Source organism: Catenulispora yoronensis (assembly GCF_039531695.1).
In the GTDB taxonomy this organism is placed as follows: domain Bacteria; phylum Actinomycetota; class Actinomycetes; order Streptomycetales; family Catenulisporaceae; genus Catenulispora; species Catenulispora yoronensis.
This window is the reverse complement of the sequence record NZ_BAAAQN010000043.1, coordinates 83,209-105,295: the sequence shown is the minus strand read 5'-3', so window position 1 is coordinate 105,295 and position 22,087 is coordinate 83,209. Positions and strand designations below refer to the sequence as shown.

The following is a 22,087-nucleotide window of genomic DNA, read 5'->3' as shown; positions in this document are numbered from 1 at the left end:
CGGGGACGGAGTCGGAGTCGGAGTCGGAGTCGCGGACAGGAGAGCGTGTGGAACCGCGGGTCGTCGTCACGGATGAGGGCTCGAGCAGTGAGCAGCGGATCGCCCAGCAGCGACGCGCCGACAGCGTCTCCGGCCGGCCCCCGGTCCTGTCCGTCCGGGACCTGCGCGTCACCTTCCGCTCCCGCCACGGCCGGGGTCAGGCGCTGGCCGTGGACGGGGTCGACCTGGACATCGCGCCCGGGGAGATCGTGGCGCTGGTCGGGGAGTCCGGCTGCGGGAAGTCGACGTTGGCGCGGGCCCTGACCGGGTTGGTGAAGCCGACGTCGGGCCGGGTGCTGCACGACGGGACTCCGGTGTCCTACAAGCCGCGCGCGCTGAAGGCGTACCGGCGCGGCGTGCAGCTGATCCTCCAGGACCCGACCGGGGCGCTGAACCCGCGGCGGACCGTGTACGAGGCGGTCGCCGAGGGACTGCGGATCCACGGCAAGTCGGCGTTGGGTTCGTTCCCTGATGAGCGGTCGAAGGTCGCCGACGCGTTGTCGCGCGCGGGGCTGCGGCCGCCGGAGCGGTTCTTCGCCCTGCACCCGCATCAGCTCTCCGGCGGGCAGCGGCAGCGGGTGGTGATCGCCGGCGCGCTGGTGCTGGATCCGGAGGTGCTGGTCGCCGACGAGCCGGTGGCGTCGCTGGACGCCTCGGTGCGCGGCGAGATCCTGCGCCTGCTGCTGGACCTGCGGGCGGCGGCCGGGCTGTCGGCGCTGGTCGTCACCCACGACCTGGGGCTGGCGTGGAACATCGCCGACCGGGTCGCGGTGATGTATCTGGGGCGCGTGGTGGAGACCGGGACGGTTGAAGAGGTTCTCACCGATCCTCAGCATCCGTATACCAGAGCCCTGCTGTCGGTGGTGGCCGAGTCCGGGCGCGAGCCGGTGATCCTGTCCGGGGAGACGCCGGACTCCGCCGCCATCCCCTCCGGGTGCCGGTTCCATCCGCGCTGTCCGCTGCTGGCCTCCGGCGAAGCGGAGCGGCTGGGCATCGCAGAACGCTGTCGCACCGTCGATCCCGCGCCGCTGTCGGCCGAGGGTCGGCACGCCGCCTGTCATGCCGTCGTGGCCCCGACTACTAGCACGAACACGGCCGAGTAACCCGCGAACGCCCTGAGCACCAACCCCTCCCTCCCCTCCTCTCCGCACCGCGAAGGAGCACCATGCGTCCACCCCGGCGAAAAGCCCTGATACCAGTGCTGGCCTCGGCCCTGGTGGCGGCCACCGCCGCCTTCGGCCCGGCTTCCGCGCACAGCGCGACCCCGGCGACGGCGGCGCCCACCGGCCCCTCCACCCCCGCCGACCCCACCACCCGGCAGGCCGCGTTCGCCGCCGCGGCGGCGGAGTTCGGCGTGCCGCTGCCGGTGCTGATGGCCCTCTCCTACAACGAGACGCTGTGGGAGGCCCACGGCGGCAAGCCGAGCTTCTCGGCCGGCTACGGCCCGATGAACCTCACCGACCTCACCCAGGCCGACCTGACCCGGGCCGGCTTCGGCAGCCAGTTCCGGGCGCCGGACCTGCTCACCGCGCCGGCGCTGCACACCGCCGGGAAGGCCGCCGCGCTCGCCGGGATCGACCTGGCCACGGCCGAGACCAACGACGTACAGAACATCCGCGCCGGCGCGGCACTGCTGGCCTCCTACGAGAAGCAGTACAACCACGGCGTCCTGCCCCCGGCCGCGGACCTGCCCGGGTGGACGGTCGGGGTGGCCCGCTACTCCGAGGCCTCCGAGACCAAGGTCGCGCAGGTTTTCGCCGATGACGTCTACGCCACCATCCGCTCCGGCCAGGCGCTCACCACCCAGGACGGCCAGACCCTGACGCTGCCGGCCCGGCCGTGGACCTTCGACCAGGGCGACGGCGCGCGGCGCCTCGGGCTGGTGAGCGTGGTACCGCCGGCCGACGCGGTGCACGACCCGGCGCAGCTGGACGCCCCGGAGTGCCCGGCCGAGATCTCGTGCAGCTACTCCCCCGACGGGTTCTTCCAGCTCGATCCGAACGACAAGTCGAACTACGGCGACCACGACCCGGCGAGCCGACCGACGACCACCGACGTCCGCTACATCACGCTGCACGACAACGAGGAGACCAACGACGGGACGCTGTGGCTGTTCCACGACCCGTCGTACCAGGCCTCGGCGCACTACGAGGTGCGCAGCGAGGACGGCCACGTCACCCAGATGATGCCGACCGGGGACATCGCCTGGGACAGCGCCAACGAGTCCTTCTACCAGCACTCGATCGGCATCGAGCAGGAGGGCTACGCGATCGACGGGGCCACCTGGTACAGCGAGGCGATGTACCACTCGACGGCGGCGCTGGTGCGCTACCTCGGGGCCAAGTACGGCATCCCGCTGGACCGGCAGCACATCCTGGGCCACGACAACATCCCCGGCAGCAGCGACAGCCGGATCGCCACCCAGCACTGGGATCCGGGGCCGTACTGGGACTGGTCGCACTTCATGGCGCTGGTCGGCGCGCCGATCCACCCGGAGGCGCCGCCGACGTCGAACGTGGTGGCCGTCAACCCGGTCTTCCAGCTGAACCAGCAGGTGGTCTCCGGGTGCCAGAACATCCAGGACCTGACGCCGTTCCCGGGGCCGTACCACGGCGCCGAGTGGCCGAACCTCAACGGGCCCTGCCCGGACGCCTACTACCTGACCATGCCGAAGCAGCCCACGAACTTCGTCTGGCTGCGCACCGCGCCCAGCGACAGCGCGCCGCTGATCGCCGACCCCTACATCCACGCCGACGGCTCGGCGGGCAGCACGCGGGCCGCCGACTGGGGCGACCAGGCCAGTGCCGGGCAGGAGTTCGTGGTGGCCGACCGCGCGCCGGACGGGTGGATCGCGATCTGGTTCGCCGGGCAGAAGGCCTGGTTCCACAACCAGTTCGGGCCGCTGACCGCGGCGCCGGTGAAGGCGCTGACGGTGACGCCGAAGGCGGGCCGGGCGTCGGTGCCGGTGTACACCGAGTCGTTCCCGGAGGCCGCGGCCTATCCGAAGGCGTTCACCGACTGGTACGGCGGGATCCCGCGGGCGCAGCGCATCGCGTCGAAGTACGTGCTGGCCGCCGGGCAGGCCTACGTCACCGACGGCAAGGCGCTGACCGGCGACTGGTTCGACGCCTACAACATCGACGGGTCGGCGTTCATGGACCAGACCGACTTCAAGGGCGGCACGCAGTACTACCTCATCACGTACAACCACCGGATGGCGTTCGTGAACGCCGCCGACGTGGACGTGGTGGCCTCCACGTCCTGACCGGACGCGGAGGGCGGCGGTAAGGCGCGGCGCGCGGGTGGACTGCTGGAGCGGTCCACCCGCTCACGCCTGGCCAGGGGCCGTTCTCAGGCCCGGTATACCGTGACAGACTGCCTTAGGGCACCATGTCAGGCACCGACCATCACCGGCAGTTCACGCACCCCGCGCCAGGAGGATCCATGCCGCCCGTATCCCCCGCCGCCTCGGCGTCGGCCCCGGCTTTCCCGACCGCGGGCCCGGACCTGCGGACCGGCGTGGTGCTGGGCGTGGAGGCCGGCTCGACGCTGGTCGAGGCGATGGTGGCGACGGTCGAGGGCGAGGTGGTCGGCCGCGGCCGCTCGGCGCTGGCCAACCCCACGGCCCTGCCGATCGCGGACGTCGTGGCCCACCTCGGCGACGCGGTCCGCCAGGCGCTGGGCGGCCTGGGCGGCCTGGGCGGCGCGGTGGCGCCGGACTCGGTGGCCGGCGTGGTCGTCGGCGCGGCCGGCATCCTGCGCTACTCCCGCGGCCCGAGCGCCGAGGCCCTGGCCAAGACCTGGATCGACGCCGGCCTGACCTGCCCGGTGCACGTGGTCGCGGACGCCGTGACGGCCTTCGCCGCGGGCACCCCCCGACCGGCCGGCTCGGTCCTGATCGCCGGCGTCGGCGCGATCGCCGCGCGGGTGGAGGGCGAGGAGGTCACCGCCCGCATCGACGGCAACGGCTGGCTGGTCGGCGACGACGGCTCCGGCTTCTGGATCGGCCGCCAGGCGGTGCGCGCGGTCTTCGCCGCCCTCGACGGCCGCGGCGAGCCCACCCTGCTGGCCGAGGCGGTGCTGGCCACCGTCACCGGCGACGAAGCCGTACCGCGCGCCACCGGCGACCAGATCTCCGCCCTGCGCGACGCGGTCTACGACGGCCCACCGATCGCCCTCGCCGCACTGGCCCCCCTGGTGTCCGCCGCCGCGACCGCCGGCGACCGCGTGGCCCAACGCATCGTCGACCGCTCGGTCAGCCTCCTGATGGCCACCGCCACCGCCCTCACCGGCGACAACCCGGACGAACCCCTGGTCCTGGCCGGCTCCCTGCTCACCGCCCCCGGCCCCATCGGCGCCGAAGTCCAACGCCGCCTCGGCGAACACCACGGCGGGACACCGCTGATCGCGGCACCGGGCGCGGTCGGCGCGGCATGGCTGGCCGCACGGGTGCTGGACCCCGGGCTCGACGCGTCGGTGCATGCGCGGCTGGCGGCGGGGGCTACGGCGGCGAAAGTGGCGGAGTAGGTACTTGGTGGAGTAGGTACTTGGCGGGGGGCAGCTTCGCTCGCGGGTCGGGCTTGGGCTGATGCTCGCCTGCGCTCGACCTCTCGGCACTGCTTGTTCTAGGCGCTCGCGGTAAGTTCCGGCTTTGCTCGCAGGTCGGACTCGGTGGCACTGCTTGGCCCTGGCGCTCGCGGTAGGCGCTGGCTTTGCTCGGCAGCACTGTTTGGTCTCGGCGCTTGCGGTGAGCGGTGGCTTTTGCGCGCGGGTCGGGCTCGATGGCACAGCTTGTTCTCGGCGCTCGCGGTAAGCGCTGCACTCTGCTTGCTCTCGGCGCTCGCGGTGAGCGGCCGCTTTGCGGAGTCGGGTTGGTGTCGCGCGAGCGTGGCGGTAGGTGGTGTCGGGGCTCGTGGTGGGTGGTGGCTTCGGGCTCGGGTCGGGTTCGTCGGGTTCGGGCGTAGTGGTCTCCGGCCAAGAATCCACATCACCCCAGATCGCTTGTGCCTTCTCCTCCGTGTTGGCGGTGCGTCGGTGATTCGTGCACGCCATTGGTGGTGCGGCGGTTTGATCGGGAGCGTCGCAGATCGGGGGGAGGTCGTCAAGGGTCTGCGATGGCGTTGAGTTGTCGTGCATACTCTGGCAAGATCCCACACAACGCCACAGCGGCACATCGGGTGCCCGCCGGGGGCGATCCGGAAGGTGGCGGATTCATGGCCGACCCGTGCGTGGTGGGGCTCGACGTCGGGGGGACGCACTCGCGGGCCGTGCTCGCCACCGTCGGTGGCCGCGTTCTGGGGACCGGGCGGGCCGGGGGCGGGAACCCGACGGTGCTCGGGGCCGGGGCGGCGATCGCGAACATCGTGGCGGCTTTGCGGGCGGCGTTGGGCGACCGGGCCGGGGGGCGGGTCGAGGCCTGTGTCGTGGGTCTGGCCGGGGTCAGTACCCTGATGGCCGATCCGGGGGCGGCCGGGGTGCTGGAGCAGGCGTGGGCCGACGCCGGGCTGGTGTGCCCGGTGCGGGTGGTCTCGGATGTCACCGTCTCCTTCGCCGCCGGGACTCCGCACGCCGACGGCACGCTGCTGGTCTCCGGGACCGGCGCGGTGGCGGCGCGGATGCACGACCGGCTGCCGGCGCTGTTCCGGGACGGCTACGGCTGGCTGCTCGGCGACGACGGGTCCGGGTTCTGGATCGGGCGGCAGGCGGCGCGCGCCACGATAGCCGCGGCCGACGGCCGGGCGCCGATGGCCGAGCTGGCCAAGGCGGTGCTGGAGGCGCTGCTGGATCAGAGCCCTGATTCCTCGCCCACCACCGGGCGCACCGGGTCGGCGACCAGCGGGCGGACCTGGCCGGAGTCAGGGCTCGGACTCGGGCTCGGAGGCGGAGGCGGCGAAGGCGGCGGCGCGGGCGGCGGCAGGGGCGAGGCCGGGCTCGGAAACGGCGGCGACGGCCGCAATGGCGGTGCGCCGACAGTGGTGCGGGTGGCCGGGCAGGCGTCCGACCGCGCGTCCGACCGCGCGTCCGACCACGCGTCCGACCACGCGTCCGACACCGCCCCCGGCACGTCCGACGCCGGCACGTCCACCACCCCGTCCACCATCGCCCCGTCCAACTCCGCGGCAACTCCCGGTAAAGAATCCAACCCGCCCGACCAACAATCCCCATCCCGCTCCGCCGCCATCGGCGAGGGCTTCGGCCTGCGCGGCCGCCGCCGGGCCTCGGAGCTGGTCCGGGCCGTGTCCGCGCAGCCGACGGTGGCACTGGCCCGGCTGGCGCCGTTGGTGATGGCGGCGTACGAGCTCGGGGATCCGGCCGCGCGGCGGATCGTGGAGGAGGCGGCGCGGGTGCTGGTGGACAGCCTGGCCGGGGTCGGGCCGGTGGCCGGGCAGCCGGTGGTGCTGGGCGGATCGGTGCTGGTCAGCCGCTCGCCGGTGTTCGACGCGGTGGCGGCGGCGGTCGGCCGGCGGTGGCCGGACTCGCCGATCGGGCTGGCGCACGACGGCGCCGCCGGGGCCACCTGGCTGGCCGCGCGGGAGGTGCTGGGGGCGCGGGACGGGGCGCTGGTCCACGCCGCGTTCACAAACGACGACCGATGGTCAGCAAAATTCTCATAAACAGTCGTTGACTGTTGTTGTTTTAGAGCTACTGTGACTCCTGCCGCCGACGGTAGGAGCAGGGTGAGGCAGAACCCTGACGATGGCCCGGCGGCGCCGGGACGCCGGTGTGTTCGGGCGTCAGCACCGCGTCCCTGTCGTGGCTCCACCGTCAGGCTCAGGCCGCACCCCACAGGAGAGCTCCATGCTCAAGCACACGTCCGCCCGCCTGCTCGCGCCGCGCGCCAAGCGCCGCGCCCTGTCCGCCCTCGCGATCGGCGCGCTGGCCGCCGGCGCGGCCCTGCTGCCCGGCACCGCACAGGCGGCCGGCAACCCGATCGGCGACGACGTGTCCTCCCACCAGGGCAACGTCAACTGGTCGGCGACCAAGTCCGCCGGCGCGCAGTTCTCGTACTCCAAGGCGACCGAGGGCACGTACTACACCAACCCGTACTTCGCTCAGCAGTACAACGGCGCCTACAACGCCGGCCTGATCCGGGGCGCGTACCACTTCGCCACCCCGAACACCACCGGCGGCGCCACCCAGGCCGACTACTTCGTCGCGCACGGCGGCGGCTGGTCGGCCGACGGCAAGACGCTGCCGGGCGCGCTGGACATCGAGTACAACCCGTACGGCGCCGAGTGCTACGGCCTGAGCCAGGCGAGCATGCGCAGCTGGATCGCCTCGTTCCTCAACGAGTACCACGCCAAGACCAGCCGCTGGGCCGTCATCTACACCACCACCGACTGGTGGACCACCTGCACCGGCAACTACAGCGGCTTCGCCGCGAACGACCCGCTGTGGGTGGCCAAGTACGCCAGCAGCGCCGGCACCCTGCCGGCCGGCTGGAGCTTCTACACCTTCTGGCAGTACGCGGACTCCGGCTCGATGGCCGGCGACCAGGACACCTTCAACGGCGCCTACAGCCGCCTCCAAGCGCTGGCCCTCGGCTAAGGACTACGGAGTACCGCGATGACCCTCGCATCCGGATCCCGTTCCCCGCTCCGCTCCCGCCGCCTGGCCGCCCTGGCCGCCGCGATGGCGACGATCGGCGCGGTGTTGATTCCGGCCGCCAGCGGTTCGGCGTCGGCGGCGGCCCCCTCGGGCCCCGCGGCGTCGGCCGCCGGCGCGGCCGCGCCCGGCAACCCGCACCCCGGCTGGGCCCGCACCGCCACCGGCCGCCTGGTCAAGGTCGCACCCGCCCACGACGACACCCCGGTCCACCCGAGCCGGGCCACCCACCCGGAGTCGGACTACCTGGGCTCCACGATCGCGGCGCACGAGCCGCTCGCGGCGAACGCCGTGACCCCGGCCTCGGTGCCGCAGCTCCCCGGCATCGACGTCAGCGCCTACCAGGGCAACCTGAACTGGGCCGCGATCGCCCCCTACATCGACTTCTCGTACGCGAAGGCGACCGAGGGCAACTATTACACCAACGCGGACTTCTACAACCAGTACGTCGGCCCCTACAACCAGGGCCTGATCCGCGGCGCCTACCACTTCGCCACGCCCAACGACACCGGCGGCGCCACCCAGGCCGACTACTTCGTCAACCGGGGCGGCGGCTGGTCCGCCGACGGCAAGACCCTGCCGGGCATGCTCGACATCGAGTACAACCCGTACGGGTCGGAGTGCTACGGCCTGAGCCGGTCCCAGATGACGAGCTGGATCTGGTCGTTCGTGAACGAGTACGCCTACCGCACGGGCGTCTACCCGGTGATCTACACGACCACCGACTGGTGGAACACCTGTACCAGCCAGGACCCCGGCTTCGCGAACTACGACCCGCTGTGGATCGCGAACTACGCCGCCTCCGGCGGCGGGCCGCTGCCGAACGGCTGGGGCTTCTACACGTTCTGGCAGTACGCCGACCACGGCTCGCAGCCCGGCGACCAGGACGTGTTCAACGGCCCGTACTCGCAGCTCCAGGTCCTGGCCACGCGAGGCTGAGCGCCCGGCCCCGCGCCCGACCCGGCGCCCGACCCACACCCGACCCCGCAGCGAACAGCGCACCCCGCGTCCCCGCCTCCACCCCCCGGAGGCGGGGACGCCGCCGTTCCCGAGGCGCACATCAGTTCCCTGCCACGGATCCTACGGAGTCCTTACGAAGCCCTTTCAAGGGCGTTTCACGATCACCGGCGGCCCCCGGGACGGCTAGGGTCGTCGACGTGGGCCCAGACAGCACCCTGCCCTCCGACGCCGATCTCGTGTCCGGTCTGCGCGCCGGCGACGAGACCGCGTTCCGGCAGGTCCTGGACGCGTGGTCGCCGTCGATGCTGCGGCTGGCACGCTCGTTCGTGGCGACGCCGGCCTCCGCCGAGGAGGCCGTGCAGGAGACCTGGCTCGCGGTGATCCAGGGCGTCGACGGATTCGCGGGCCGCTCCTCGCTGAAGACGTGGGTCTTCCGCATCCTGGTGAACACCGCGAAGAACCGCGGGGTGAAGGAGAGCCACACGCTCCCGTTCAGCAGCCTCCTGCCGGAGGACGAAGGACCCTCGGTGGATCCCGCCCGCTTCCGGCCCGCCTCGGACGCGCGCCCGGGCCACTGGAACGCCGGGCAGAAGCCGCAGCCGTGGTCGCTGCCGGAGACGGCGGCACTCCAGGCGGAAGCGCGCACCGTGCTCGGCGCCGCGCTGGCCACCCTGCCGGACCGGCACCGGATCGTGGTGACGCTGCGCGATGTCGAGGGCTACAGCTCCGAAGAGGTCTGCGGGATGCTGGGCATCTCGGCCGGCAACCAGCGCGTGATACTGCATCGGGCGCGCAGCGCGGTGCGGGCGCGGTTGGAGGCGTACTTCGCCGAGCGGGTTCCGCTTCCCCGCCAGGGGACGGCGTCCGGGCCCCGGTCCTCGTCCACGCATCACGGAGCCTGACAGGACACTGCCGATGCACCGCATCGATCGATGTCTGCTCGGCACGACAGCACCCTGACGGGCTTCTTCCACCCCCTGGCACGGCGACGCGGTCCGGCGGCCGAAGCCGACCGGACCGCGTCGTGCGCGCCTCCCCCAGGGCGTCAAACCCCCGCGGCGACTACCGCGTCACCGCGGCCAGCCCCGCCGCGCTTGCCGGAAGCCCGGTCGCGGTGACGCTGGTCGCGACCGGTGTGCCGTCGCCGGCGAGCGCCACGTCGTCGATGCGGCCGTTGGCGTTGTCCAGGATCCACAGCGCGTGGCCGCTGACGGCGGCGTCACCGGCGTGGCCGCCGGGGCTCGCGGCGGTGGCGTTGAGCAGCCGCAGCGAGCCGTCGGCGCCCACCGCGTAGGTGGAGACGGTGCCCGAGCCCGCGTTCTCGACGTAGGCGATGCGGCCGTCGGGGCCGACCGCCACCCAGCAGGCCGCCGTCTGCCCGTCCGGCACCGCCGCGGCGGTGTTGTGCAGCACGCCGTTCCGCAGCTGGTAGCCGCTGGCCGAGCTCGCGCCCGCGCCGGGGCCGACGTTCGACACCACGGCGGTGGCGCCGCGCCCGAAGGCGAAGCCGAAGGGCGTCTGGCCGACCGAGGCGTTCTTCGACGCCGGGCCGGGCACGCCGAACTGGTCCAGCGCGAACACGTCGATCGTGCTGGAGCCCTTCTCGGTGACCAGCAGCGCGCGGCGGTCCGGCGTCACCGCGACCTCCGCCGCGCCGGAGGTGCCGGCCGACAGCGGCTGCTGCCCGATCTGGACCAGGGCCCAGCCGTGGCGGCAGTAGGTGGTGACGGTGTTCTCGCCCAGGACGTAGACGCGGCCCTCGGACACCGCGACGCTGACCGGCATGGAGCCGGTCGCGGCCGTGCCGAGCAGCCGCAGCGCGCCGGAGCGCTCCACCGAGAACGCCGAGACGGTGTCGGACCCGGCGTTGACGGCGTAGAGCGTGCGCCCGCCGTCGGCGACCGTCACAGCCCCCTGCGATCCGAGGCCGCCCCCGTTGCCGGCGCCGCCGGTCGAGTAGCGGCCGACGAGGGTGCCGTCGCCGTGGTAGGCGACGACCTCGTTGCCGGCGGCGGCGTTGGTCTCGACGTAGACGGTGGTGCGGCGCGCCGAGGCCTGGGTCTGGTTCTGGGTCTGGGTCTGGTTCTGGGTTTGGGCCTGGGCCTGCGCCGGTACCGCCACGGCCAGGGCGCTCAGCGCTCCGGCCGCCACCGCGATCCTGGACAGCGCGTACTTGGTGTTCACTGCGATTCCCTCCGAAGAAGTGCTCGGATCGTCTGACGGAGGGGCAGTGTCGGCAGGGCGGCCAAGCGTTACAGCCCGATCAGCGCTGGTTCCGATCAGCGCTGGTTCCGATCCCGGAACGCTTCGAGCAGCCGGGTGCGCACCGGTCCGGACAGCGCGTCGGCGGACAGCGCGTCGGCGGGCAGGCCGCCGAGGGTGTCCACGGTCTGGCGGAACTGCTCCAGGTAGGTCTCGCAGCCGTCGCACTCGGTCAGGTGTGCGACGAACCGCTCCTCGTCGTCCGCCGGCAGCGCGCCGTCGAGGAAAGCCGTGACCAGCTCGACGAATTCGTCGCAGTCCATGCTTCCCGTCCCTTCTCGCGCCCCGTCGCCCGACCATTGGATCACATCGCGCACCGCGCCCGCCGTGGTTCGCCGTCGTTGGTGCCCGGGACCGGACCCGGCGTTACAACGGCGCGGCCCGGCCAGTCCCGGCGGGTCGCACTGGCGGCCCCCGCGGCCGTCCTGCATGATCGGTGTCGTGACCCCCGATGAGCTGCTGACCACCACCCGCACCGTCCGCAAGCGCCTGGACCTGGAGCGGCCGGTGCCGCGCGAGGTCGTCGAGGACTGCGTCCGCATCGCGCTCCAGGCGCCGAGCGGCTCCAACCGGCAGACCTGGCAGTGGATCGTGGTGACCGATCCGGACCAGCGGGCCGCGGTCGGCGCGGTCTACAAGAAGTCCTGCGAGACCTATCTGGAATCGCAGGGTGCTGCCGGGAGGCTGTTCGCCGAGGACCCCGAGCGCAGCAAGGTCCAGAAGCGCGTGCACGACAGCGTGGCCTTTCTCGCCGACCGGATGGGCGACGTGCCGGTGCTGGTGCTGCCGTGCCTGCGCGTGGCCTCCGGCCGCCTGCCCTCCGGGAACCAGGCGGGGATGTGGGGCTCGATCCTGCCGGCGGCGTGGAGCTACTGCCTGGCGGCCCGGGCCCGCGGGCTCGGGACCGCGTGGACGACGCTGCACCTGGCGTACGAGAACGAGGTCGCCGAAATCCTCGGGCTGCCGGAGGACGTGTTCCAGACGGCCCTGATCCCGACCGCCTACTACACCGGGGACACCTTCAAGCCGGCGCCCCGGCAGCCGGTGTCAGAGGTCTTGCATTGGGACCGCTGGTAGCGAGGGCGGCGGTCCGGGGCGCCCGACGGGCCCGCGCCCTTCTCAGCCCCGGAGCACAACCTCGGCCGGACCGTTGAACGGCGCCAACGACAGCACCGTCCTGGGCGCCCGCAGCCCCTCGTTCTCCGCGTAGGCCGCGCGCACCGCGTCGAACGGCACCTCGCCGGCGGTCAGCTCGGCGATCGGGTCGAATTCGGCGCGGACGTCCTCGGCGAAGTCCTCGTCGCTGTCGGCGCCGATCCCCCACACGTCCCACAGCAGCGTCTCCACGCCGTTGAGCGCCGCCAGGTCCAGCCGCACACTCCCGGCCGCGAACCAGGCCCCGACCAGCGGCACCTTCTCGTCGTGGTGGCCGAAGTCGGCGGCGTCGGCCTTCCCGGAGCGGATGGCCCGCCAGGCGTCGCCGCCCACCAGGAAGCGGTCCCGGGGCACGTCCATGGGGGCGAAGTCGATGGCGTGCGCGGTCGCCGCCCTCGGGTCGGTCAGCTGCGCGTCGGCGAACCGCCAGCCGTGCTCGGCGTCCCAGTACTCGGTAACGACGTGGTCGTCGTGGCGCGCCGAGAAGTAGGTCGCGAAGCCGATCCGCAGGCGGGCCGGGATCCCGGCGTGGCGCAGCAGCGAGCAGTGCAGCAGCGAGAAATCGCGGCAGACGCCGACGAACCGGTCGCCGGGCGCGCGCTCGGCGGTCAGCGGCGCGCCGTCGCGGTCGACGAGAAGGCGCAGGATGTCGTCGACGTAGCGGGTCTCGGCGTCGTCGCGCATCCGGTCGTCGGCGATGGTGTGACCGAACAGGCCGCCCTCGGCCCGGTGGATCAGCAGCCCGCGGACGATCCGCGCCAGGGCCGCCGGATCGGCGGGCAGGCCGGCGTAGCGGCCGGCCAGGGCGCCGGGGTCGGAGAAGACGCTCTGGGCGCGGTAGAACGCCGACTCGTCGGGCGAGAGCTGCGCGGGCATGGAAGTCCTCCGTGAGCCGTGGCCGTCGGCGGGGCGCCGGGCCGTCGCCGCCACGCTGCCAAATTTCGCGGCCCAAAATCAACATCCCGGGGCGGTCCGGTATCTGTACGACGTTTCAGGCCCCTGATTGCCGGCCTGGACTCAGGACCCTGATTCGATCAACGCGCGCTGAGCTTCCGGCCGGCCGCCGAAGCCCTGTGACCAGTCACGCAGCCCTTTATACAGCCCTGAACCTCAACATCCGCCGACACCGCTCCTGATCAGCCGCAGGCCATTGATGTAGTCCGGAATCTACGTCAATTGTCACCCTCGCGCCCGCCTTCCGGACGCTGTTCGGACTCGGCTAAGCTCCAGCGCTGTCCACAGGCAGCTATTGCTGATTGACAACCGTTATATCAATGTGCACCGGACGCGAGCGCTCGCGTCCGGCACGGAGAAGAGTCACCATGACTTCCACCAAAGCGCGCGGCGCCGGACTCGGGGCGGTCGCGACGTTCGCCGGGTTCGCGGCGTCCCTGAGCGCCGGGACGGCGCACGCCGACGCGCCCGTCGTCTACCACCCGCGCGACGCGGCCAAGACCTGCACGATCGGCCGGGACGACGTCGAGTTCACGGCGCTGGACAAGGCCGGCCGGCCGACCACCTGGCTGCCGGCGAGCTACCACAACCTCGGCACCGAGCCGGCCTACGGCTTCCAGGTGCGGCTGAAGGACGAGGCGAAGGAGTGCGACGGGAGCATAGCCGTCTCCCTGGCCTCCTACCTCGCCGAGGGCCCGGACTGGAAGGGCTCCGGCCCGCAGCGCTTCCTCGCCTACGCGACGACGACGCTCAAGAAGGGCCAGGACGTCCAGACCCTGACCGTCTCGCTGCCCGGGACCGACGGCAAGAAGGTCGCCTGCTTCGGCCAGCTCGACCTGTACTTCGGGACCACGATCTTCGACGGCCAGCAGAAGGAGGGCCACGGGCCGCTGCCGGAGAACGACGACAAGAAGGTCGTGGCCTCGCCGAACCCGCACGACCTGATCGCGGGCTGGAACGGCGGCGAGACGAAGTGCGAGACCGCCCCGCCGCCGGTGACTCCGCCGACGTCCCCGCCCTCGACCCCGCCGGTCTCGCCGCCGCAGTCGCCGCCGGTGACCCCGCCGGCCGCGCCGCCGTCGACGCCGCCGGTCTCGCCGCCGGCCCCGCCGGTCAAGCCGACCAGCACGCCGCCGACCACGCCGAGCACCAGCACGCCGCCGCCGGCCAGCCCGGGCACGCCGACCCTGGCGCACACCGGGTCCGACGCCGGGGCGCTCAGCCTGGTGGCGCTGACGTTCTTCGGCGCGGGCGGCGGCGCGATCGCCTTCTCGCGCAAGGCCGGCGCGCGCAAGCACTGACCGAACACCGGGGACTGGCCGAACACTGAGGACTGACGGAACACCGGGGACTGACCAGACACCGAGGTTCGGGCGGCACTGACGGCAAATTTACATAGCGTGCAGTAGCGTCACCCCACACGAGAGCCGCCGACCGGAGTCCCAGACCGGTCGGCGGCTCTCGTTGCGCGCCGAGGTGTCACACGGCGTACTCGCCATTCTGCGCGCTCGGCGCTCAGTGCGCTATGGGTCATGTCAGTGCGCGACGGATTCGGTGTGCCCGACGGCGGTTGGCCGCGCTCGACTGGGGTTGGCCGCGCTCGGCTCAGCCCGCGGCCGCGCCCGGCTCAGCCCTCCTCAGACCCGCGCCGCCGCTCCTGGCGCCGCAGGTAGCGCTCGAACTCCCGGGCGATCGCCTCGCCGCTGGCCTCGGGCAGGTCCGCGGCGTCCTCGTTGTCGCGCTGCTCCTCCAGCGTGCGGACGTACTCGCCGACCTCGGCGTCGTTCTCCGCCAGCTCGTCGACCCCGGCCTCCCAGGTCTGCGCCTCCTCGGCGAGGCGCTTGGTGGGCACCGACAGGTCGAGCACGTCCTCCAGCCGCCGCAGCAGCGCCAGCGTCGCCTTCGGCACCGGCGGGTGCGCCACGTAGTGCGGCACGGCGGCCCAGAACGACATCAGCGGGATGCCGGCGTAGCGGCAGGCCTCCTGGAACACGCCGGTGATCCCCACCGGCCCCTCGTACGTCGGCGGCTCCACGTCGAACAGCGCCTGGTACGCCTCGTCCGCGCTGGTCCCGGTGACCGGGGTGGGGCGGGTGTGCGGCACGTCGGCCAGATACGCGCCGAGCGTGATGATCTGCCCCACTCCCAGATCCCGCGCCAGGCCCAGGATCTCCTCGCAGAAGGACCGCCACCGCATGTTGGGCTCGACGCCGTGCACCAGCACCAGATCGCGCGGCTCCTCGTGGGCGTCGCCCGGCAGCAGGCGCGTGGGCGCGCGCACGATCGAGAACCGCGTCGTGGGCCAGATCACCTGCCGCACGTCGTCCATGGCGGCCATCACCGGCCGGTGCACCTGGTAGTCGTAGTAGTCCTCACCGTCCAGCGCCGCGAACACGCGCCCGCCGCCGGCGTAGGCCTCGGCCAGGTGCTTCACCGCGTTGGACGCCGCCTCGCCGGCGTCGTTCCACCCCTCGAACGCCGCCACCATCACCGGATCCGCGAGCTCCGGGATCCCGTCCAGCTCGATCACCGACCGGCCCGCCCTTCGCCTCGTACGGCCAAGCCACCCGGCACCCCGGGCAGATCCAGCCGCTCCACGTTCGTGTTGAGGTCGTCTCTGGTCATGGTCGCCCCCCTCGAGCCGGTGTCGCACCGCTTGGCGGATGGACCGCGGACAGTTGTGAGTACGCAGTGCACGCCTCAAGCCTACTTGGCCGGTGCGGCGGGCGACCGGTCGGCGTGGCAACGCCGGAGTCGTGGACCTGCGCGGCTGATGCCTTCCCGCCACCAGGAACGGCCTGCGCGACGACCGCCGCACCCGCTGCGAAGCCGCCCCGGAGACCAGCCCGCAGCGGCCCGGAGCCGCTCCGCTCCGCGCGATCACCGACCCCGCGACCCCCGCCGCTTCCGGAGCCGATCAGTCACCGCCGCACCGGCCGCGACCAGGTCCGGATCATCGAGATCGAGCCGCCGGGCCAGGTCCCGGAGGTGGAGGTCCACGGTGGTCTCGACGAGCTCGGCGAGGACCCCGGCCGCCGCGCGCGCCCGCACCCACGCAGTCCCGAGCGCCGCGACACCGACCACGGCGGCGGGCCACCACCACAGACCCAGGCCCGAATAGAGCAGACCCCAGCCGGTCAGGCGCGCGGCGGCGGCGTACGAGTCCTGCGCCGCGCCCAGATCCGAGCGCAGATCCGGACCCGCGATGCTCCACAAGCGCGGCCACGCGGACTGCAGATCCAGGCTGTAGGTCCGCCAGACGCGAACGTCGACCGCCCGCAGCCGATCGGCGATCCAGGTCGGACGCTCAGGCGGGACAAGCGACACCGCATCACGACGCGCGATCGCTTCGGCGAGCGACCGGGCCGGGAGGACAAGTTCGCCGCGGGGGCGGTGGGGGCGGGTAGCGGCGGCTGCGGTTGGATTCGCTGAGGGCAGGTTCGGGGCGGTCGAGGAGGCAGCTGCGACCGGGTTGCTTGAGGGCAGCTTCGGGGCGGTAGCGGCGATCGGACTCGCTGAAGGCAGGTTCGAGATAGTCGAGGCAGCTGAGATCGGGCTGGTTGAGGGCAGGTTCGGGGCGGTAGCGGCGACCGGATTTGCTGAAGGCAGGTTCGGGCTCGTCGAGGCAGCTGCGATCGGGGTGGTTGAGGACAGGTTCGGGGCGGTTGCGGTTGCGGCGATCGGGTTCGCTGAGGTCGAGGTGCTGCTGGCTGGGCTCGCGGCACCCATGCCCACCGCCGTCTTCACCGCCGCCTGGGCCGCCGTCTTCACCGCCGCCTTGGCCGCCGCCTCGGCCGCAATCCGATCCTCCTCAACGCGGACCCGCTCATCCGCCGCGTTCCATCGCCGCTCCCGTCGGGCGCGCAGGATCCGGCCTGGTCCTCGGTCGCCGCGCAGCAGCCATGCCCGTTCGACCAGTCGGCCGAGTGCCGAGGCGATCAGGCCGATCGCCGTCGAGGCGCCCAGGGTCCCGGCCGCGATCACCAGGATCGCGCCGGTGCTGTGGCTCGCCGGTGCGGCGGCCAGTTGCGTGATCCATCGGCTGATGCGTCCGGCGTGCAGTGCGGCGCCTTGTCCCAGGCGGGTCGCCAGGCTGAGGGCGCCGAGGAAAAGCAGGCCCGGTGCCAGGATCGCGGCGGCCCAGCGGTCGGCGAGTTTGGTGCCGAGCTCGCTCAGGAAGGTGGTCACAGGTCGAGCCGGACCTTGGTGAGGGGGCCGCCGGCCACCGCGCATTCCTCGGGGAGCGGGTCGGCCTGGTACTCGATCACGCGGCGCGAGCAGACGCGCGTCGGGCACACGAAGACGTAGGCGACGGAGTGGCCGTCCGTGGTCTCCTGCACCTTCACGTAGGCCCGGGACGACGTCGTCAGGCCGCCCAGCCCGGTGCCGACCGCCAGCCGCTCCAGCTCGTCGAGGTCCTGCTCCAGCAGGGCCGGATCCGGCGCCCCGCCGCGCACCGCGCCCAGGATCCGCTCCGTCAGCCGGGCCGCCTCCAGGCCGCCCCGCTCGGCGAGGTCGTCGAGCTCCCCCTCGGCGCCGTGCCGGCACAACAGCTCGATCCGGCGCGCCAGGTCCGCTGATTCCATTGCCACCATCGCTCTCCGAGCCGAAGCCGACCGCCGGATTCAGGCCTCTGATGGACACTCTGGTGGGAGCATAGTTCCAGGGCCGCCGTCGCGGACCCGGTTCCGGTGCGGTGAATGGAGCGGCTGCTATGACCGCGTCAGAGAGCTTCCACCACATTGAAGACGTGCTGCTTCCCCGGTATGTCGAATCCGGCGATATCAGCGTCCTGGACGAGGCCTTCGAGGCCTGGCGGGCCGCGGCCGAGTCGGCGCGGGAGCCGGACGGAGATCCGGACGGAGATCCGTCCCTGGCCGACCGGCTGCGCTGCATGCTGCTGCGCGAACGCTACTGGATCACCGACGATCCCGACCTTCTACAAGCGGCCGTGGACCGTGGTCGCGCCGCCGCGAACAAGGCGGTCGGGGACGAGGAGCGAGTACGAGCCCTGTCAGAGCTGGGCTACACGCTGCGAATACTCGACGCCGATCCCGACGCGGCTGTGGCCGTGCTCCGCAGCGCGGTGGAGAACGCGCCGTCCGATTTCCCGGACCGGGCGCAGCTTCTGGACCGGCTCGCCGCGGCCCTGGTCAGCCGTTCGCGGGCGGCCGACTCGGCGGACGACGCCCACGAGGCCGTCGGCCTGGCCCGCGAGGCCCTCGCGATGAGCGCGAACGGCCGCCACGCGATCCTCGCCCACTATCAACTCGGCTACGTCCTCGGCCGGCTGCACGAGCTCGACCCGGATCCGGCCACCGCGGCCGAGTCCGTCGCGGAGTTCCGCACCGCCGCGGCCTCGCTACCGACCACCCACACCCACTACGCCCTCTACAACGATCGGCTCAGCAACGCCCTGTACCACCTCTACATGATGACGGAAGACGCCGACGCACTTCGCGAAGCCACAGCCGCCGCGCGCGCCGCCGTCGCAGGGTCCATCACACCGCACGACCGCCGCCACTATCTCCGCCAACTCGCGACCCAGATCGGCTTCATGGCCGTCCGGCTCGGAGAACCCGAAGCGTTCCGCGAAGCCGCGACACTGCGCCGCGAGGACTTCGAGGCGACGGCCGAGGACGACCCCGAGCGCTGGAAGCGGCTCGAGGGCGTGGGCGACATTCTCGCTGCCGCTTGGGAGATCACCGACGACGTCACGTGGCTGGACGAGAGCATCGAGGTGTTCCGCGAACTCGTCGCGAGGACCCCGCCGGAGTCGGACGCCCATACCGAAGGGGTGAAAAACCTGCGCGGCGTGATGTACAGCTCTGCGCGCCACCACTACGACAAGGCATGGGAGCGCTGGCGCACCTACGAGGAGTCCGGCATGCTCGATCATCTGCGGGAAGCAGTGGCGGCCGGGCGGCTGGCGCTGGAGGCCACTCCCATCGACGACCCCGACTACGCGTCCCGCGCCGACAACCTCGCCGACGACCTGTTCACGCTGTCCTTCGAGGTCCGCGAGCCCGAGCTGGTGCTGGAGGCGATCGCCGTCCGCCGCGGCGTGCTGGACAACGCGGCCGACGACGATCCCGAAACCGACACCAGACGCCAGAAGCTGGCCATGTATCTGCTGATGCACGGCGACCGGTCCGGGGATCCGACATCGCTGCTGGCCGCGGACGAACTCTTCGAATCGTGGCTGGCCGACCTTCCCCCGGACGGGCCGACCCGGGCATCGCTGCTCGGGTTCCGGACCGCGGCCACGGCCCGCCTGTTCGAGCGGGACGGCGATCCGGACACCCTCGCCCGAGGCATCGCCCTGGGGCGCGAGGCCGTGGCGGCGCTCTCCGACCCCGACGACATCGCCATCGTCCACGACTCGCTCGGAAGCCTGCTGTACCGCAGGTTCGAGACCGCGGGCGACCCGGGCGACCTGGAGGAGGCCATCGCGCTGGGCCGGGTGCTCGTGGACGACGGCACCGATCCCCAGCGGCTGTCGATCGGCAGCGTCAACATCGTGAACTCGCTCGTCGCCCTCTTCGAGCGGACCGCCGACCCCGGCCGTCTGGAAGAGGCCATCGAACTGGGCCGCCGGGCGGTGGCCGCCACGCCGGCCGACGCGCAGCACCGCGGGTTCGTCCTCAACGCGCTGGGGCACGCGACGCTGACCCGCGCACTCCATCTCGGGGACATCGACGCCCAGGCCGAGAGCCTCCAATACCTTCAGGAAGCCGCGACAGCGCTCGGACCGGAGAATCAGTCCTTTTCGGTGGTCGCCGGCGGTCTCAGTTCCCTGCATCGGTTGCGGTACGTCGCCTCGGGCGACGTCGCGGACCTGAACGACATGGTGCGGTACGCCCGACAGGCCGTCGCCGCCAGCCCGGCCGGGCACTTCGGCCACGCCATCCACCTGATGACGCTGGCCGGGAGCCTGACGTCGCTGGCGGGGCGCACCGGCTCCGGCCAGGCGGCCGCCGAAGCCCTGGAGGCGGCGCGCGAGGCGGTCGCCGACACACCGGCACAGCATTTTCTGCGGCCGGTGGCGATGAACGTCCTGGCCAGTGTCTTGTACGGCTGGTACCAGCGGACCAACGATCTGACCGTGGCGCGGGAAGCCATGGCGATCCACGACGCGGTACTGGCTTCGCTGCCCGAGGACAACGTCCGCTATGTCGGGTCGATCGAGACGGCTGCCAGAACCCTCGAACTGGTCTACAGCAACACCCGTTCCAAGGACGTCCTTGAACGGCTCATCGCCATCGTGCGCCGCGGGCTGGCCTCGGGGAGCCTCAACAGTGAGGTGACCGGACGGCTGAACTACCTGCTGGCCTCGGCGAGCCTCTTCCGCTTCGAGGACTACGGCGACACGGCCGCGCTCGCTGAAGCAGGCGTCCACTACCGCGCGTCGGCCCTGGTGTCCGCCTCCGTCCCCCGGCAGCTCGTCGGCTGGCAGGCGAGCAGCCATGTGCTCGTGCTGTCGGGGCTGGGCCGCGAGGCGCTGGCCGCGATGGAGAAGGCGGTCGCGCTGATGCCGATGGTGGCGCCCCGCGAACTCACCAGCCGGGACCGCGAGGTCCGGCTCACGGAGACGCGCAGCACCGCCGCCTCCGCCGTAGTCGCGGCGCTGGCCGCCGGCGATCCGGTGCGCGGCGTGGAGCTGTTCGAACAGGCGCGGGGCGTGTTGCTCGGCGAGGCGATGGCCCAGCGCGCCACGCCCTCCACGCTGTACGTGGACGCCCCCGCGCTGGCCGAGGAGTTCGAGCGGGCCTGCGACGACCTCGCCGAGCTGGCCGCGGATCCGGGCAACCCGGCGGTCGAGGATCCGGTCGCGGGTCTCGGCGACCGAGCCGAACAGCAGCGGAGCACGCAGCGTCGGGACGCGTCCGCACGGTGGCGGGCGGCGGTCGAGCGAATCAGAGAGCTGCCGGAATACTCCGACTTCCTGCTGCCCGTTCCGGTCGGCCGGCTCCAGGCCCAGGTACAGCGCGCGCCTGTCGTCCTGCTGACCGCGCATCCTGATCGCTGCACCGCGCTCGTTCTCACCGACGACACCGCGGATCCGGTTCGTGTGGTGACGTTCCCGGACCTCGACCCGTCGGCCGTGGCCGGGCAGGCCAACCGGTTCACGGCGGCGACTCGTACGACGCAGTCGGGCCAGGAGGCCGCCGACGTCCAGCGCCGGGCTCAGCGGACGGCTTCGGCGATTCTTGAGTGGCTGTGGGACGCGGTCGCCGAGCCTGTGCTGTCAGCACTCGATGTCGGCACTGCGCCGCGGCCGGGCGAACCGTGGCGGCGGCTTTGGTGGTGCCCGTCGGGAGCGTTCGTCAGTCTGCCGCTGCACGCAGCCGGGTACCACGGCGACGTGGCGGCCGGTGACGTCGCAGCCGGTGCCGCCGCGCCGCGTACGGTGCTGGACCGCATCGTCTCGTCCTACGCGGTCACGGTTCGAGGACTGGCTTATGCGGCGCGGAACCCGGCACGGTCCGCAGCCGACGGCGGGGCGCTCATCGTGTCGGTCCCCGAGGCGGACGGGGCGGTGCCGCTGCACGGGATCCGCGACGAGGTCGCGGATCTCATGGCCCTGATGCCGCACGCGACGCTGCTCGACGGCCCGCGCGCCACCCGCGACGCCGTGCGGGACGCGCTGCCCGCGCACGCGATCGCCCATTTCGCGTGCCACGGCATCTCGGATCTGACGACGCCGCGCGACAGCAGACTCCTGCTGGCCGACCACCGGCACCACCCGCTGAGCGTGGAGGCTGTCTCGCGGCTGGAGCTGAAGGCGGACCTGGCGTTTCTGTCCGCGTGCGAGACCACCAACACGCCGGCGCAGCTGACGGAGGAGGCTCTGCACATCACCTCCGCCTTCCAGCTGGCCGGATACCGGCATGTGATCGGGACGCAGTGGCAGGTCAACGACACGGCGGCACGGCAGGTGGCCGCCGAGTTCTACCGGAGGCTGACGGCCGGCGGGACCCGGAGTCCTGATCCGGAACTGAGTCCCTTCGCGCTGCACGACGCGGTGCGGCTGGTGCGGAGCAGCGGACAGGCGGTGGCGACGCCGACGCGGTGGGCGGCGCATGTCCATGTGGGGCCGTAGAGCCGGCCG

General features: G+C 72.5%; 16 protein-coding genes. 10 read left to right on the top strand and 6 right to left on the bottom strand.

Annotated features, from left to right (window positions below; genetic code table 11):
• Positions 1-98 precede the first annotated feature (98 nt).
• The 7 genes from ABD481_RS29945 (at position 99) to ABD481_RS29915 (ending at position 9,506) form a co-directional block, all read left to right on the top strand.
• Positions 99-1,142 (top strand): ABC transporter ATP-binding protein, encoded by a 1,044-nt coding sequence (locus ABD481_RS29945; RefSeq protein WP_344669150.1) that lies wholly within the window; start codon positions 99-101, stop codon positions 1,140-1,142.
• A gap of 62 nt (positions 1,143-1,204) precedes the next feature.
• Positions 1,205-3,304, top strand: a complete 2,100-nt coding sequence (locus ABD481_RS29940) for an N-acetylmuramoyl-L-alanine amidase (RefSeq protein WP_344669142.1) — start codon at positions 1,205-1,207, stop codon at positions 3,302-3,304.
• 179 nt (positions 3,305-3,483) lie between these two features.
• Entirely contained in the window at positions 3,484-4,566 is a 1,083-nt protein-coding gene (locus ABD481_RS29935) for an N-acetylglucosamine kinase (protein ID WP_344669141.1), read from the top strand.
• A gap of 686 nt (positions 4,567-5,252) precedes the next feature.
• Complete coding sequence (locus ABD481_RS29930) at positions 5,253-6,653, top strand: N-acetylglucosamine kinase (RefSeq protein WP_344669140.1); 1,401 nt, start codon at positions 5,253-5,255, stop codon at positions 6,651-6,653.
• Between the two features lie 184 nt (positions 6,654-6,837).
• On the top strand, positions 6,838-7,587 hold the full coding sequence (locus ABD481_RS29925; RefSeq protein ID WP_344669139.1) for a lysozyme: 750 nt from the start codon (positions 6,838-6,840) through the stop codon (positions 7,585-7,587).
• A gap of 18 nt (positions 7,588-7,605) precedes the next feature.
• Positions 7,606-8,583 (top strand): GH25 family lysozyme, encoded by a 978-nt coding sequence (locus ABD481_RS29920; RefSeq protein WP_344669138.1) that lies wholly within the window; start codon positions 7,606-7,608, stop codon positions 8,581-8,583.
• Between the two features lie 218 nt (positions 8,584-8,801).
• Positions 8,802-9,506 carry an RNA polymerase sigma factor gene (locus ABD481_RS29915; RefSeq protein ID WP_344669137.1) on the top strand — a complete coding sequence of 235 codons (705 nt, stop codon included), beginning with the start codon at positions 8,802-8,804 and terminating at the stop codon, positions 9,504-9,506.
• A 160-nt stretch (positions 9,507-9,666) separates the two neighbouring features.
• On the opposite strand, the gene ABD481_RS29910 is transcribed toward ABD481_RS29915, so the two are convergent.
• Both ABD481_RS29910 and ABD481_RS29905 read right to left on the bottom strand, forming a co-directional pair.
• Positions 9,667-10,788: a lactonase family protein gene (locus ABD481_RS29910; protein ID WP_344669136.1), complete on the bottom strand. Its 1,122-nt coding sequence runs from the start codon at positions 10,786-10,788 to the stop codon at positions 9,667-9,669.
• A 95-nt stretch (positions 10,789-10,883) separates the two neighbouring features.
• Complete coding sequence (locus tag ABD481_RS29905) at positions 10,884-11,129, bottom strand: anti-sigma factor family protein (protein ID WP_344669135.1); 246 nt, start codon at positions 11,127-11,129, stop codon at positions 10,884-10,886.
• Between the two features lie 166 nt (positions 11,130-11,295).
• On the opposite strand from ABD481_RS29905, the gene ABD481_RS29900 reads away from it, so the two are divergent.
• Positions 11,296-11,943: a nitroreductase family protein gene (locus ABD481_RS29900; protein ID WP_344669134.1), complete on the top strand. Its 648-nt coding sequence runs from the start codon at positions 11,296-11,298 to the stop codon at positions 11,941-11,943.
• Positions 11,944-11,985: 42 nt separating this feature from the next.
• Here ABD481_RS29900 and ABD481_RS29895 read toward each other — a convergent pair whose 3' ends face one another.
• Complete coding sequence (locus ABD481_RS29895; RefSeq protein WP_344669133.1) at positions 11,986-12,897, bottom strand: transglutaminase-like domain-containing protein; 912 nt, start codon at positions 12,895-12,897, stop codon at positions 11,986-11,988.
• Positions 12,898-13,343: 446 nt separating this feature from the next.
• On the opposite strand from ABD481_RS29895, the gene ABD481_RS29890 reads away from it, so the two are divergent.
• Positions 13,344-14,276, top strand: a complete 933-nt coding sequence (locus ABD481_RS29890) for a hypothetical protein (RefSeq protein ID WP_344669132.1) — start codon at positions 13,344-13,346, stop codon at positions 14,274-14,276.
• A gap of 326 nt (positions 14,277-14,602) precedes the next feature.
• On the opposite strand, the gene ABD481_RS29885 is transcribed toward ABD481_RS29890, so the two are convergent.
• The 3 genes from ABD481_RS29885 to ABD481_RS29875 form a co-directional block, all read right to left on the bottom strand.
• Positions 14,603-15,505, bottom strand: coding sequence for a PAC2 family protein (locus ABD481_RS29885; protein ID WP_344669131.1), 903 nt, complete (start codon positions 15,503-15,505; stop codon positions 14,603-14,605).
• Between the two features lie 350 nt (positions 15,506-15,855).
• Complete coding sequence (locus tag ABD481_RS29880; protein WP_344669130.1) at positions 15,856-17,163, bottom strand: hypothetical protein; 1,308 nt, start codon at positions 17,161-17,163, stop codon at positions 15,856-15,858.
• Positions 17,160-17,561 (bottom strand): hypothetical protein, encoded by a 402-nt coding sequence (locus tag ABD481_RS29875; RefSeq protein WP_344669129.1) that lies wholly within the window; start codon positions 17,559-17,561, stop codon positions 17,160-17,162. Before ABD481_RS29875 ends, ABD481_RS29880 begins: the two co-directional genes overlap by 4 nt.
• Positions 17,562-17,689: 128 nt before the next feature.
• Here ABD481_RS29875 and ABD481_RS29870 point away from each other — a divergent pair, with 128 nt between their 5' ends.
• A complete protein-coding gene (locus tag ABD481_RS29870; protein WP_344669128.1) occupies positions 17,690-22,078 on the top strand; it encodes a CHAT domain-containing tetratricopeptide repeat protein in 4,389 nt (1,462 codons plus the stop codon).
• Positions 22,079-22,087 lie beyond the last annotated feature (9 nt).